15 protein-coding genes and 2 tRNA genes are annotated in these 12,286 nt (G+C 69.5%); 8 read left to right on the top strand and 9 right to left on the bottom strand.

What is annotated here, in order from left to right:
- Positions 1–56: 56 nt before the first annotated feature.
- Positions 57–1,307, bottom strand: a complete 1,251-nt coding sequence (locus IT072_RS09615; protein WP_223360732.1) for an MFS transporter — start codon at positions 1,305–1,307, stop codon at positions 57–59.
- Between the two features lie 75 nt (positions 1,308–1,382).
- On the opposite strand from IT072_RS09615, the gene IT072_RS09620 reads away from it, so the two are divergent.
- Positions 1,383–1,925, top strand: a complete 543-nt coding sequence (locus tag IT072_RS09620) for an ArsR/SmtB family transcription factor (protein ID WP_223360733.1) — start codon at positions 1,383–1,385, stop codon at positions 1,923–1,925.
- A 168-nt stretch (positions 1,926–2,093) separates the two neighbouring features.
- Here the strand turns inward: IT072_RS09620 and IT072_RS09625 are convergent.
- From IT072_RS09625 to IT072_RS09635, 3 genes are all read right to left on the bottom strand, one after another.
- A tRNA-His gene (locus IT072_RS09625) sits at positions 2,094–2,169 on the bottom strand.
- Between the two features lie 48 nt (positions 2,170–2,217).
- Positions 2,218–2,841: an oligoribonuclease gene (gene orn / locus IT072_RS09630; RefSeq protein WP_223360734.1), complete on the bottom strand. Its 624-nt coding sequence runs from the start codon at positions 2,839–2,841 to the stop codon at positions 2,218–2,220.
- Between the two features lie 10 nt (positions 2,842–2,851).
- Positions 2,852–3,664, bottom strand: coding sequence for an SGNH/GDSL hydrolase family protein (locus tag IT072_RS09635; protein ID WP_223360735.1), 813 nt, complete (start codon positions 3,662–3,664; stop codon positions 2,852–2,854).
- Between the two features lie 95 nt (positions 3,665–3,759).
- On the opposite strand from IT072_RS09635, the gene IT072_RS09640 reads away from it, so the two are divergent.
- Positions 3,760–4,062 (top strand): glutaredoxin family protein, encoded by a 303-nt coding sequence (locus tag IT072_RS09640; RefSeq protein ID WP_223360736.1) that lies wholly within the window; start codon positions 3,760–3,762, stop codon positions 4,060–4,062.
- 110 nt (positions 4,063–4,172) lie between these two features.
- Here IT072_RS09640 and IT072_RS09645 read toward each other — a convergent pair whose 3' ends face one another.
- Positions 4,173–4,640 (bottom strand): MarR family winged helix-turn-helix transcriptional regulator, encoded by a 468-nt coding sequence (locus tag IT072_RS09645; protein ID WP_223360737.1) that lies wholly within the window; start codon positions 4,638–4,640, stop codon positions 4,173–4,175.
- Positions 4,641–4,718: 78 nt separating this feature from the next.
- Between IT072_RS09645 and IT072_RS09650 the strand changes: the two genes are divergently transcribed.
- Positions 4,719–5,369 carry an NADPH-dependent FMN reductase gene (locus IT072_RS09650; protein ID WP_223360738.1) on the top strand — a complete coding sequence of 217 codons (651 nt, stop codon included), beginning with the start codon at positions 4,719–4,721 and terminating at the stop codon, positions 5,367–5,369.
- A gap of 2 nt (positions 5,370–5,371) precedes the next feature.
- Positions 5,372–5,677 carry a putative quinol monooxygenase gene (locus IT072_RS09655; protein WP_223360739.1) on the top strand — a complete coding sequence of 102 codons (306 nt, stop codon included), beginning with the start codon at positions 5,372–5,374 and terminating at the stop codon, positions 5,675–5,677.
- A 125-nt stretch (positions 5,678–5,802) separates the two neighbouring features.
- On the opposite strand, the gene IT072_RS09660 is transcribed toward IT072_RS09655, so the two are convergent.
- Positions 5,803–5,875 (bottom strand) — tRNA-Arg (locus tag IT072_RS09660).
- Positions 5,876–5,938: 63 nt separating this feature from the next.
- On the bottom strand, positions 5,939–7,243 hold the full coding sequence (locus tag IT072_RS09665; RefSeq protein ID WP_223360942.1) for an MFS transporter: 1,305 nt from the start codon (positions 7,241–7,243) through the stop codon (positions 5,939–5,941).
- A 170-nt stretch (positions 7,244–7,413) separates the two neighbouring features.
- Between IT072_RS09665 and IT072_RS09670 the strand changes: the two genes are divergently transcribed.
- The gene (locus IT072_RS09670; RefSeq protein WP_223360740.1) at positions 7,414–8,268 is read left to right on the top strand and encodes a LysR substrate-binding domain-containing protein; all 855 of its coding nucleotides are present in this window, start codon (positions 7,414–7,416) and stop codon (positions 8,266–8,268) included.
- A 12-nt stretch (positions 8,269–8,280) separates the two neighbouring features.
- On the opposite strand, the gene IT072_RS09675 is transcribed toward IT072_RS09670, so the two are convergent.
- Positions 8,281–9,498, bottom strand: a complete 1,218-nt coding sequence (locus IT072_RS09675) for a cation:proton antiporter (RefSeq protein WP_223360741.1) — start codon at positions 9,496–9,498, stop codon at positions 8,281–8,283.
- A gap of 80 nt (positions 9,499–9,578) precedes the next feature.
- Between IT072_RS09675 and nadE the strand changes: the two genes are divergently transcribed.
- The gene (gene nadE, locus IT072_RS09680; RefSeq protein WP_223360742.1) at positions 9,579–10,421 is read left to right on the top strand and encodes an ammonia-dependent NAD(+) synthetase; all 843 of its coding nucleotides are present in this window, start codon (positions 9,579–9,581) and stop codon (positions 10,419–10,421) included.
- Between the two features lie 97 nt (positions 10,422–10,518).
- On the opposite strand, the gene IT072_RS09685 is transcribed toward nadE, so the two are convergent.
- On the bottom strand, positions 10,519–11,208 hold the full coding sequence (locus tag IT072_RS09685) for a hypothetical protein (RefSeq protein ID WP_223360743.1): 690 nt from the start codon (positions 11,206–11,208) through the stop codon (positions 10,519–10,521).
- Between the two features lie 181 nt (positions 11,209–11,389).
- Between IT072_RS09685 and IT072_RS09690 the strand changes: the two genes are divergently transcribed.
- Together IT072_RS09690 and IT072_RS09695 are read left to right on the top strand one after the other, a co-directional pair.
- Positions 11,390–11,746 carry a single-stranded DNA-binding protein gene (locus IT072_RS09690; protein ID WP_223360744.1) on the top strand — a complete coding sequence of 119 codons (357 nt, stop codon included), beginning with the start codon at positions 11,390–11,392 and terminating at the stop codon, positions 11,744–11,746.
- Positions 11,747–11,756: 10 nt separating this feature from the next.
- Positions 11,757–12,242: a DUF6993 domain-containing protein gene (locus IT072_RS09695; protein ID WP_223360745.1), complete on the top strand. Its 486-nt coding sequence runs from the start codon at positions 11,757–11,759 to the stop codon at positions 12,240–12,242.
- Positions 12,243–12,286 lie beyond the last annotated feature (44 nt).

A 12,286-nucleotide genomic window follows, 5' to 3' on the forward strand; every position in this document is an offset into this window, starting at 1 on the left:
GTTAGGCCGTCACTCTGGACGATCGGGGCATGATCCCTGGCAAAGTCGTGTACGTGTCACCGTTCTGCCGGTGGGTCGGCCGCCTCGACCGCGGCCCGTTCCGCCTCGTCCATGCGTCGATCCGTGACCCAGATCATCCCTGTGAGGAGGCACAGGACGATGACCCCGGCGCCGAGGAACACGGCCCTGAGGCCGAGCACTTCCGCGACGATCCCGCCCGCGGCGGTACCGAGCGGGATGGTTCCCCACGCGAGGAGCCGGTACGCGCTGTTGAGGCGGCCGAGCAGGCGGTGCGGGGTCACCCGCTGGCGCAGCGACACCGTGATCACGTTCCAGATGGAGACGGTCACGCCGCCGACGAAGAAGGCCGCGCCGATGATCCACGGGCTGGTCGTGAACGCCGGGGTCGCGACGGTGAGGACGGAGCCGGCGATCGTGAGGGCGAGCGCGCGCGAGCGACCGAGCAGGCGTTCAGCGCCCTCGGCGAGGAACGTGCCGAGCACGCTGCCGAGGGCCGAGGCGGTGAGCAGGGCGCCGTAGGCCGGATCGTCCAGCCGCATGGCGGACCTCGATCCGACGGCGTACACCACGAACACGCTGAACACCGCGCTGCTCGCGAAATTGAAGCCGCCCACCAGGAAGGCCAGCACGCGCAGGACGGTGTTGCTCCAGAGAAAGCGCAGACCCTCGCCGATGTCTGCTCGGATGGTCGTCGTTCCGGGGCGGTCGACGCGGAACGCCCCGCGCACCAGGAGCAGCAGCGCGATGGCTGCGACCCAGAGGGCGACCGGCGCTCCGAATGCCAGCCCCACCCCCGCGGCGACGAGAAAGCCGCCGAGGGGCGGCCCGATGAACTGGTTGGCGGCGAGTTCCGCCGCATACAGCCTCCCGTTCGCTCGGGAGAGGGCGTCACGGCCGACCAGCTGGGGGAGGATCGACTGCGAGGAGGTGTCGTACAGCGTCTCCGCCGTCCCGACACAGACCGCGGCGATGTACAGCAGCCAGATGGATCCGACACCGGCGACAGCCGCAGCCGTGAGCGCCGCCAGCAGGGTCGCTCGGGCGATGTTCGCGCCGATCATGATCGCGCGGCGGTCCAGCCGGTCGGCGAGGGCCCCGGCCGTGAGCGCGAACAGCAGCCAGGGGAGTGAGAAGGCGAAACCCAGTCCGGCGATCAGCAGGGGGGAATCGGTGAAGCGGACGGCCACGAGCGGCAGCGCCACCTTCATCACGCCATCGGCCAGGTTGGAGAACGCCGCCGACGTCCACAGCGTCCAGAAGGGAGCGCCCAGTCGTCTCGAGGTCACGAGTGCAGCATCGCACACTGATTGAGGAAACTCAATCGATAGGAGAAACCTCTATCACTTGCGTAGACTGGGCGCATGGACCGCGACCCGACCATCGACCCGGAGGCCAAGCGCCGTCCGGCGACGGTCAAGGAGATCAAAGCGATGTCGCATCCGCTGCGGGTGCGCATCCTGCGGCTGTGCGGGGATCGTGAGCTGACCAACAAGCAACTCGCCGACCGCCTCGGCGTCGACGCTGGCACAGTCCTCTACCACGTGCGGCAACTCGTCGACGTGGGCTTCCTGGAGCCGGTCGGGGTGCGCTCGGGGGAGAGCGGCGCGCTCGAGAAGCCGTATCGGTCCACCGGGCGCACCTGGTGGTTGTCCGTCGGCCTGGACGACCTCGACCTGGGTGAGGGCTTAGCACCGGTGGATGCGTTTCAGCAGGAACTCGCCGACGCCGGCCCGCGCTCGATCGCCACGTACGCCCGCTTCGCCCTGCACCTCTCCCCGGAGGATGTCGCCGAGCTGGACCGCCGCATCGTCGCCGTCATCGACGAGTTCGTGGAGACCGACGCCGAGCGCACGGGCCGGCCGCTGCACGGCGGCCTGTTCCTGCTGCACCGCTCCGCGGAGTAGCGGCCCACCTCGTCGCGCTTCGCGCGACGACTGCTGCGCTTCGGGACGACTGCGCCCTGGCGCCGCACCGCACACGTCCCGAGGCGCCGCGCTCGCCCGTCCCGGTCGCATGCGAAACGCGCCGGCGCATGCGAAACGCCCCGGCCATCTCTGACCGGGGCGTTCCTCTGGGGTGAGTAACGGGGCTTGAACCCGCGACCTCCTGGACCACAACCAGGCGCTCTACCAACTGAGCTATACCCACCATGTCCGCGACCGTTTCAGGTGACCCGGTCGAGGCAACTCATCGATTCTAGTACATTCGCGGCGCCCATTTTTCCACGACGGCCGCGGCGACCTCCTGGGTCTGCTCCGTGGTGGGTCCTGGCTCGCCGACGAAGGCCGCGCCGCGGTAGTAGTCGAGTTCGCGGATGGATTCGAGGATGTCGGCGAGGGCGCGGTGTCCGCCGTTCTTGCCGGGCGCGTTGAAGTAGACGCGGGGGAACCAGCGGCGCGAGAGCTCCTTGATCGAGGAGACGTCGACGTTGCGGTAGTGGAGGTGGTTGTCGAGGCGCGGCATGTACTTCGCGAGGAACATGCGGTCGGTGCCGATCGTGTTGCCGGCGAGCGGGGCGGTGCGGGCGTTGGGGACGAACTTCAGGACGTACTCGAGCACCTCGTATTCGGCTTCGCCGAGGCTCTTGCCGTTCGGGATCTCCTCGATGAGGCCGGAGGTCGTGTGCATGTCGCGGACGAAGTCGTTCATGTTCTCGAACGCCGAGGTGTCGGGCTTGATGACGATGCTGAGTCCGGGGTCGAGAACGTTCAGCTCGAAGTCGGTGATGACGACCGCGATCTCGACCAGTTCGTCGACCTCGAGGTCGAGTCCGGTCATCTCGCAGTCGATCCAGACCAGTCGATCCGAGGAGTTAGACATGCTCCCGAGTCTAGTGCGGCCCTCCGACGGCTCGCGGCACGGGGCGGGGGACGGGGTGTTTGGGGTCCATCCCGTCGCCGGCGGAGATGTGGCGGAGCCGGCGACCGGCCCAGGGGAGCGCGTACACGCGCAACCAGGTGCGGAACGGGATCTCGCCGGACGGGTGCTCCGCCGGGATGCCGCCCGTGTCGGATCCGGCGAGCGGCGCGGTCTCCGCATAGGGGACTCCGAGCGTGTGGGCGGCGAGGCTGGCGAGCGTGCGGTGGCCGCGCGAGCTCAGGTGCACGCGGTCGGAGGCCCACATCGCGGGCTCGCGGAACTCGCGCACGCCCCACACGTCGAGCACGGTGGCCTGCTGGTCCCGAGCGATGGTCCAGATGTTGGCGTTGAACACGGCGGCGCGTCCCCGGAACGGCTTGAGGAAGAACGCGAAGTGCGGGTCGAACAGGTTCGCGAGCAGCACGGTCGCGCCGGCGTCGCGCAGTGCTCGCACTCCGGTCTCGAGGCGGCTGGCGAGCGCATCCGGGTCGGCGGTGGGGCTCATGAGGTCGTTCCCGCCGATGAGGACGGAGACGAGGTCGGGGCGCATGGCGACCGCGTGCGGAACCTGATCGGTCACGACGTCGGAGATGCGGCGCCCCCGCACGGCGAGGTTGGCGAATTCGAGGGATCGTCCGGCGAGGTGCGCGTGCCCGTCCAGGATCCCGGCGAGCCGGTCCGCCCAGCCCAGCCACGATCCCGTCCGGTTCGGCACCGCGTCGCAGAGCCCTTCGGTGATCGAGTCTCCGAGGGCGACGTACCGAGAGAAGCTGGACCGGCTCACGCTGCGATTGTCGGCCGCGCGGGTGACGTGCGGGTGACATCGCGCCGAGACGGGCGGGATCGTCGTCGCCTGTTCGCCGGACGTACACTGACAGCGTGGATTCGTCACCGTCCGTTGCCCCGGACGTCACCGGGGGGATCGCCCTCACGCTGTACTCGTCAGCGTTCTGCGAACCATGCATGCAGACCCGGGCCGTGCTCGCGGAGGCTGTGCGTCTCGTGCCGGCGCTCTCCGTCACCGAGCTCGACGTCACTCGCGCCCTCGATCGCGCCGAGCGCGACGGCATCCGCTCCACGCCGACCGTCATCGTGAACGACGCCGCGGGCGCGGAGGTGTTCCGCGCCGAAGGGGTGCCGACGCTTCAGCAGGTGCTGGTGGCGGCGGCGAAGGCGGTCTGAGCGGACCGTCCGCCCACTCCGGGGCCGCATTCTGCCGCTTCGGCGCGGTCATTCCGGCGTTTCGCGACCCCTCGGTGGGATGGTTGCCTGGGTCCGACCGGGCATGGTCCTCACGCGCACGAACCGTCCTCGACCGCGATGCCGTCCTCGGTGGAATCCACGACGCGAGCGAGCAGATCATGCAGCGTGCGCCGTTCCTCGCTGGACAGCGGCGCGAGTAGCTCGTCCTCGATCTGGCCGAGCCGGATGTGCGCGGCCTCCACGGCGGCCTCGCCGTCGGTGGTGAGTTCGACGAGATGGCGGCGCCGGTCTGCGGGGTCCCGACGCCGCAGAATCAGCCCGCAGTCCTCGAGATGGGAAAGCAGCGCGACCAGGTTGCTGGCGTCCATGCCCAACGCGGCCCCGATGTCCTGCTGGCTGGCGTGCTCGCGTTCGTTCAGCACCGTCAGCACCAGAAGCTGCCGCTGGCGCAATCCGCCCGGCTCGGCCTCGCGTTCCAGCCTCCGCCGGCCCATCCGTGCCAGCCGGGTCACCAACGGCATCGTCGTGCCGTCGAAGGTCGCCCTCTCCTTGCGCATATCCCGATAATAGCTGCATACTGCAATCATTGGTAGTTTGAATGCATATGTTGCATCCATCGGGATCGAGGAGCTGGGATGTCGAAGTTGAAGATCATCGTGGGGAGCACGCGGCCCACGCGTATGGCGGACCGGGTGGCTCCGTGGGTCACCGCGGCCGCACGAGCCCACTCCGGGTTCGAGGTGGAGGTGCTCGACCTCATGGAATGGGATCTGCCGCTCTTCGCCGAGCATTTCGGCACGCTGGGCGATCCGGCGGACCCGACGTACTCGCAACCGTTGGTGAAGCGATGGAATCGGACGATCGCGGACGGCGATGCTTTCCTCATCATCACGCCGGAGTACAACCACAGCGTCCCGGCCGCGTTGAAGAACGCCATCGACACCGTGTGGGCATCCAACGCGTTCCGCAACAAGCCCGTCGCATTCGTCGGCTACAGTGCAGGCATCGGTGGAGGCATCCGCTCCATCGAGCACCTTGTGCAGATCGCCGTGGAAGCCGAAGCCGTCCCTCTGCGCTCCGCCGTCATCGTGCCGTTCGTCAACGACGCGTTCGGAGACGATGGCCTTCCCACGAACCCGATCACGACCGCGGGCCTCAGCCTGCTGCTCGAGGATCTGGCATGGTGGTCGACCGCCCTTGAACGGGCTCGCGCTGCGGGAGAGCTGCCCCCCGCCCGAGCCCGCCTGCGCCCCCTCCTCGCCGCTGCGGCCGGGAAAGCCTCCTGAACATGGCCCCCGACGAGCCCATCCGCGTCATCATCCGGCTCACCGCCGACCGGGAGCACATCGAGGATGCCGCACGACTCCTGGACAGCATCGTGGAACCTTCCCGGGCGAACCCGGACTGTCTCGAGTTCCGCGTTTTCCGTGACGCAGGCGACCCGGCCGTGTTCACCCTCTATGAACACTGGACCAGCTTCGCCGCCAACCGCGTGCACGCGGGCATGGACTACATGGCCGAATTCGTCGCCACCAGCGACGAGATCTTCACTTCTGAAGCCACCTTCGTCCACGAGATCAACGCCATCGCCTGATCATTCGACGTCCAGCCGATCGATGCGAGGGCGGCGTTGGCGTTCGGCGTGGGGGTGCCCCCGGCAGGAATCGAACCTGCGACCGAGGGATGAGGAGCACCGGGAGGTCTGTTCCGGCGTGGGGGTGCCCCCGGCAGGAATCGAACCTGCGACCAAGAGATTAGAAGGCTCCTGCTCTATCCGCTGAGCTACGGGGGCGCGGCATCCACGATACCGCAGCGGATGCGCCTGCCCGCTCCACGCCGCTTGGCGAGGTGGGGTTCACAGGGTCGCGCCGGTCTTGCCCGCGCGGTTCACGATGGCGATGGTGGGGCGGCGGCCGCGGAGGCCGAAGCGGAGGCGGAGGCTGGCCTGGCGGGCGATGAGGACACCGATGACCACGGCCGCCGCTGCGGGGACTGCGCCGGAGATCATCATGGCGAGGTGCGGGCCGATGGCCTCGACGAGCCAGCCCATCACGGGGCCTCCGATAGCCTGGCCGCCGAGCAGGACGAGGATGTAGAGGGAGATGACACGGCCGCGGATCTGCACGTTGGACGACATCTGCACCAGCGAGTTCGCGGCGGTGATGAAGAGCAGGTTGCCGACGCCGATGCCGACCAGGAGCACGCTGAACGCGATCTCGCCGGGGGCGAAGCCGGCGAGTGCCTGGACGATGCCCAGCCCTGCCGCCGCTCCGACGACCATGGAGAGGCGCACGCTGGTGCGGCGGGTGGAGGCGAGAGCACCTGCCAGTGCGCCCGCGGCGACGAGGGCGTTGAACATCCCGTAGCCTTGCGCGCCGACGCCGTAGACGTCGTTGGCGTACGCGGCGAGGAACACGGGCATGTTGAACGCGAAGACGGCGATGATCGCGACCATGACGACGGTCCAGAAGATGACAGGCTTGCGCCGGACGTACCGTATCCCCTCGGCGAGCTGACCCTTCGTGCGCGGAGCTGCGGGGGAGTGGTGCAGCTGATCGCGGCGCAGCGTGCACAGGGCGCCGACGACGGCGAGGCAGGCGGCGGCGTTGATCACGAACGACCATCCCCCTCCGACGGCCGTGATGAGGAGGCCCGCCGCGGCAGGGCCGATCAGCCCGCCGAGCTGGAAGATCGACGAGTTGAGGCTGATGGCGTTGCGCAGGTAGGTCGGACCGACGAGCTCGTTGACGAAGACCTGTCTGGCCGGATTGTCGACCACCGTGACGAGGCCCAGCAGGAACGAGATCAGGTAGACGTGCCACACCTGCACGCTCCCGGTGAGTGTCAGCACGGCGAGTGTCGCGGCCAGGGCGGACGCCGTCGACTGGGTGATGATGAGCAGCTTCTGCTTGGAGTACCGGTCGGTGAGCACGCCGCCGTAGAGGCCGAGGACCAGCATCGGGGTGAACTGCATGAAGACCGTGATGCCGACGGCCGCGACGCTTCCGGAGAGCTGGAGCACCAGCCAGTCCATCGCGATGCGCTGCATCCAGACGGCGGTGTTGGCGACGAGGTTGCTCGTGGCGAAGATGCGGTAGTTGCGCACTCGCAGTGAGACGAAGGTCTCCCGCCACGGGGGGCGCGTGCTGAGCACGGGCATGGGGCCGGTCGGCGGGGCTGCTGCGGTGGAGGTCGCCACGTGTTTCCTTGGTGTCGTATCGAGAGTGTCTGGTTCCGTATGAGCGGGCTCCTTCGACTGTACGTCGCGGCGGGGTATTGTTCTGCCAAATCGAAGCTATAACTCCTATTGGCATTCCGAATGGATAGACGATGTTCGACCCCGTACTGCTCCGCACCTTCCTCGCCGTCGCCGACACCCGCAGCTTCACCCGTGCGGCGGGGGCGCTCGGCATCAGTCAGCCGACGGTGAGCCAGCACGTGCGGCGCCTCGAGGAGGCGGCGAAGCGCCAGCTCGTCGCGCGGGACACCCGCGAGGTGCGGCTGACCGACAACGGGGACGCGATGGCAGGGTTCGCGCGCACGATCCTCGCGGCGCACGCCGAGGCCGACCGCTACTTCAGCGGGTCGGCGATGCGCGGGCGCCTGCGGTTCGGTGCAGCGGACGATCTTGCCATCACGACTCTGCCTCGCATCCTGCGCCACTTCCGGCAGCAGCACCCGCAGATCAATCTCGAGCTCACGGTCGATCAGTCGGGGCCGCTGCACCGGCGGCTGAAGGCGGGTCATCTCGATCTCATCTTCATCAAGCAGAACCCGGGGACGACCGAGGGCACCGTCGTCGCGACGGACGAGCTGGTGTGGATGGGCCAGGAGAAGACCGCGGTCGATCCTGCGCAGCCGTTGCCGCTGATCGCCTATCAGGGCACGAGTCTCAGCCGTCAGGCGGCGATCGACGCGCTGGAGCAGGCGGGGCGGACCTGGCGCATCACCTGCAACACGCGCGAGGTGAACGGCGTGCTCGCCGCGGTTCGGGCCGGCATCGGGGTCGCCGTGTTCCCGCGGTCGCTCATCCCGACCGACCTGGTGAAGGTCACCAACCGCTTCTCGCTCCCGGAGCTCGGGCACGTCGACTTCACGCTGTTGTCGAATCCGGCGGCCGCGCGCGAGCCCGTCGAGGCGCTGACCACGGCGATCCTGGCCCGGGCGGTCACGCGGGTCCCCTGATCCGGTCAGCGCTCACCCGACAATGGGCACTTCGTCGTGGTCGGCGGGCCGGGCCCCTCCGTCCGACGAGCCCCGCCGCAGCAGGAGCGCGAGCAGCGGGAACAGCAGGACGGACAGCATCCCTGCGCCCACGAGCGCGGTGGCCGTGCCGGACGGGACGTCGCCGTCCTCCACGCCGATCGACATGACGGCCACGATGATCGGCAGACCGGTCGCGCTGAACAGGGTGAGGGAGGCGCGGTCGGCGAGGGTGGAGCCGCGGGGAGCGGCGAGGGAGCCAGGCAGGCCCCGGACGATCAGCAGCAGCACCAGGAAGATCGGCAGCAGGAGGAGGGACCGCGGGTCGGCGAGGAGGGCGCCGAGGTCGAAACCGACGCCCGTGTTGATGAAGAAGATCGGCACGAAGACGCCGAACGCGACGGCCTCCAGCTTGCCGTCGACGAGCTTCCTGTCCGGTTCGTCGGCGCCGGACAGGAGGATGCGGCAGACGACCCCGGCGGCGAACGCCCCGAGCAGCATGTCGAGGCCCAGCGCCAGGCTGAGGCCGATCAGCGCGGCGATCACCAGCACGACGAACCGCACGGCGAACTGCCCGCTGGTGTGCAGCGTGGCCCGCACGAGGCGGTGGAAGCCGCGGTGGCCTCCCCGCGAGGCGAACCAGATGGCCGCGGCCGAGACGACCGCGAACCCCACCAGGACGAGCGCGGCGGTCACCGGGCGCCGCCCGCTGAGGAAGAGGGAGATCGCCAGCAGCGGGCCGAACTCGCCGACGGCGCCGACGGCGGTCACGGCGAGGCCGAACGGGGTGCGCAGCTCACCGGCGTCGCGGAGGACGGGCATGAGCGTTCCGAGGGCGGTGGAGGTCAGCGCGATGCCGATGTAGACCGCCGCGATGAACGAGGGCGCCAGCACGGCGGCGAGGAGCACGCCGGCGACCAGGGAGACCAGCCATCCCAGCGACGCGCGGCGCAACGGGCGCCCGCGGATCGCCGAGAAGTCGATCTCATTGCCCGCCATGAAGAACAGGAACGCCAGACCGATGTTCGCGAAGGCGGCCAGCCCTCCGCTCTCGGGCACCCAGCCGAGCAGGCTCGGGCCGACCAGGAGGCCGAGCACGATCTCGAAGACGACGAGCGGGATGGCGGCGACGCGGCCGACGATGCGGGCGAGCACGGGCGCCACGACCGCGAGCACGGGCACGATCACGATCGTCGCGATGGAGGCGTTCATGGGCCGATGATAACGGCGGCCCTCCGCGGTCCGGAAGGACCGTTCACACAGCGGAAACGCGGCGGGGATATCGTTGGCGCATGCGCGAATTGCAGGCACGGATCATCGAAGAGCTCAATGTCAGCCCCGTCATCGACGCCGCGGCGGAGGTCGAGAGACGGGTCGACTTCCTCGTCCGCTACCTCACGGAGACCGGCGCCGCCGGGTTCGTGCTCGGCATCAGCGGCGGCCAGGACTCCTCCCTCGCCGGACGGCTCAGCCAGCTGGCTGTCGAGCGGCTCGCCGAGCGCGGCGTCGACGCCGAGTTCATCGCCGTACGCCTGCCCTACGCGGTGCAGCACGACGAGGACGACGCGCAGCTCGCCCTCTCCTTCATCCGCCCGCAGCGAACGGTGACGTTCAACATCCAGCGCGGTACCGACGGCATCGAGGACGAGTACGCGGACGCGGTCGGCGACGAGCTGACCGACTTCAACAAGGGCAACGTGAAGGCCCGCATGCGCATGGTCGCGCAGTACGCCATCGCGGGTCAGCGACGCCTGCTGGTCGTCGGGACGGACCACGCGGCGGAGGCGGTGACGGGCTTCTTCACGAAGTACGGAGACGGCGGGACCGACGTGCTGCCGCTGACCGGCCTGTCGAAGCGGCAGGGCAAGGCGCTCCTCCAGCACCTGGAGGCCCCGGCCCGCCTGTACGAGAAGGCGCCTACGGCCGACCTGCTCGATCAGAACCCGGGCCAGACGGACGAGGACAACCTCGGTCTCAGCTACGCGACCATCGACGACTTCCTCGAGGGGAAGGACGTGCCGGAGGAGGCGGCAGCCGCCATCGAGGCGCGGTACCTCGCGACCGAGCACAAGCGGCGGGTGCCCGCGAGCATGTTCGATGACTGGTGGCACCGCCGCGGCGACTACAGCGTCTGAGACGCGCGTCTCAGACGCGCGAAAAAGGGGCGCCGACTGGGAAGTCGGCGCCCCTCTTTCGCGCGAGGTGGTCGTGTGCTCCGGAACTCCGGAAGGATCAGACGGGCTGGCCCAGGCGCGTGGTCGGGGCGGTGTCGTTCCCGGCCTCCGAGTCGCTCGGCGTCGTGAGCACGCCGAGCGGGCCGCTGTCGGCGGTGGTCTCGGCGTTCGCCGGTGCGGGGACGAACTGCTCGTGGTGCTGCTGGGCGACCCACGCATCCTGCTGCTGCAGGAGGCTGCGGTCGGTGTCGGTGTTCTCGAAGCGCCAGCGCTCGAGGTCGCTCTGGAAGATCTTGCGGGCGCGCCGCGGGTTGTTCTGCCACTCGATGAGGCGATCCCGGAACTCGGCGACGGCCGGATCGAGCTGGTATCCGAAGGTGGCCGAGGCGCGCTTCATCTCCGCGAGCTGGTGGCCCGCCCAGTTGGCGGCGATGCCGGCACCCTTGATGGGGAGCAGGCGCACGAGGATGTCGGCCTGGCCGACGGCCCGGTCAGAGAGCACCTGCTCGCCCGGGGTGAGGGAGTTCCAGACGGAGGCCTCGGTCGCGGCGTCGACGAGTGCGGCGATCGCGGAGGCCTTCTGCTGCCGGTCGGTGCGCCGCAGCAGCCCGCGCAGGGCGCCGCGCGCGATCCATGCGGCGAGCAGGCCGGACACGATGACGGCGACGGCGAGGACCGCGCCGGAGAAGATCACCGGGCGTGTGGCCGGTGCGAGGAGCCAATCGACGAAATCATTCCACCACTGCATGCGCCGATGCTAACCGCGCGGGGGGCCGGGGGAGCGCAGCCGCCGCGCTGTGTCGCGCATCCGTCCACAGACCGGCCCGGGCGGGAGTTCTCCACGGATTCGCGGGTCGGCGCCGCTCGGTCCGGCGCACCCGCGAGGCTGGAGGAACGGTCGACACGATGTCGGTGCGAAGGGAGGCGGGATGGACGGATCGATCACCGTGCGCGGGGTGGTGACCACGAGGCCTCGGCACCTGAGGACGGCGGACGGGTTGGCGGTGGCGTCCTTCCGCATCCTGTCGGTGCGCTCGGCGGGGTCGAGCCACCGCAGCTGGTTCACGGTCACCGCCCTGCGGCGCCTGGCGGATGCCGTGGAACGCTCCCTCGCTCCCGGCGACGCGGTCCTCGTGACGGGGAGGCTGCGCGTGCGCGAGTGGACCGGTACCGCTCGCGGATCGACGGCCGAGGTCGAGGCGGAGGCGATCGGGCTCGAAGTCGGTGCCGGGCGCTTCTCGCCTGCGTCGGCGGCTCCCGACGCTTCCCCAGCGAATGATCGATAACGTGGACCCTATGACGCGACGCCCCGTTGCCCCTGCTCTCGCCGCCCTCGCTCTGGCGTTCTCGGCCGCTCTCGCGCTGACGGGCTGCGTCCCGGGCGCCACGCCCTCCTCCACCCCGACGGCGAGCGCGACACCGACCGCGACCTCGACGGCGGCGGCCGAGGCGAAGCTGATCCCGGGTGGCACGGCAGCGCAGAACCTGCCGTTCTTCGACCAGGTCAATAAGGCGACGCTCGCGGCCAACCCGGAGGCGAAGGGGCGCGACTTCATCGACGCCCTGGTCGCGGCCGGGTTCACGAAGGCGGACATGCAGGTGACCGTCGACACGACCACCATCGGGCTGAAAGCGAACAGCATCCAGTTCTCGGTCAAGATGGGCGACACCTGCCTCATCGGCCAGAACGGCGCCGATGCGGGCGGCTACAACAGCATGGTGACACCGGTGCTCTCCACCGGAGCCTGCCTCATCGGGCAGACGCGCGCCATCGACTGGTGACCTCGGGGCTCCGGCGCGCCTCAGCCGGTATCCTCGTACAGGGC

Origin of the sequence: Leifsonia sp. ZF2019, from assembly GCF_019924635.1 — a bacterium.
Taxonomy (GTDB): Bacteria; Actinomycetota; Actinomycetes; order Actinomycetales; family Microbacteriaceae; genus Leifsonia.

Excerpts from the sequence above, each read along its gene's own strand:
- IT072_RS09620 (WP_223360733.1), top strand. The coding sequence starts at position 1,383 with ATGGACCGCGACCCGACCATCGACCCGGAGGCCAAGCGCCGTCCGGCG.
- orn (WP_223360734.1), bottom strand. The coding sequence starts at position 2,841 with ATGTCTAACTCCTCGGATCGACTGGTCTGGATCGACTGCGAGATGACC.
- IT072_RS09645 (WP_223360737.1), bottom strand. The coding sequence starts at position 4,640 with ATGCGCAAGGAGAGGGCGACCTTCGACGGCACGACGATGCCGTTGGTG.
- IT072_RS09650 (WP_223360738.1), top strand. The coding sequence starts at position 4,719 with ATGTCGAAGTTGAAGATCATCGTGGGGAGCACGCGGCCCACGCGTATG.
- IT072_RS09655 (WP_223360739.1), top strand. The coding sequence starts at position 5,372 with ATGGCCCCCGACGAGCCCATCCGCGTCATCATCCGGCTCACCGCCGAC.
- IT072_RS09665 (WP_223360942.1), bottom strand. The coding sequence starts at position 7,243 with ATGCCCGTGCTCAGCACGCGCCCCCCGTGGCGGGAGACCTTCGTCTCA.
- IT072_RS09670 (WP_223360740.1), top strand. The coding sequence starts at position 7,414 with ATGTTCGACCCCGTACTGCTCCGCACCTTCCTCGCCGTCGCCGACACC.
- IT072_RS09675 (WP_223360741.1), bottom strand. The coding sequence starts at position 9,498 with ATGAACGCCTCCATCGCGACGATCGTGATCGTGCCCGTGCTCGCGGTC.
- nadE (WP_223360742.1), top strand. The coding sequence starts at position 9,579 with ATGCGCGAATTGCAGGCACGGATCATCGAAGAGCTCAATGTCAGCCCC.
- IT072_RS09685 (WP_223360743.1), bottom strand. The coding sequence starts at position 11,208 with ATGCAGTGGTGGAATGATTTCGTCGATTGGCTCCTCGCACCGGCCACA.
- IT072_RS09690 (WP_223360744.1), top strand. The coding sequence starts at position 11,390 with ATGGACGGATCGATCACCGTGCGCGGGGTGGTGACCACGAGGCCTCGG.
- IT072_RS09695 (WP_223360745.1), top strand. The coding sequence starts at position 11,757 with ATGACGCGACGCCCCGTTGCCCCTGCTCTCGCCGCCCTCGCTCTGGCG.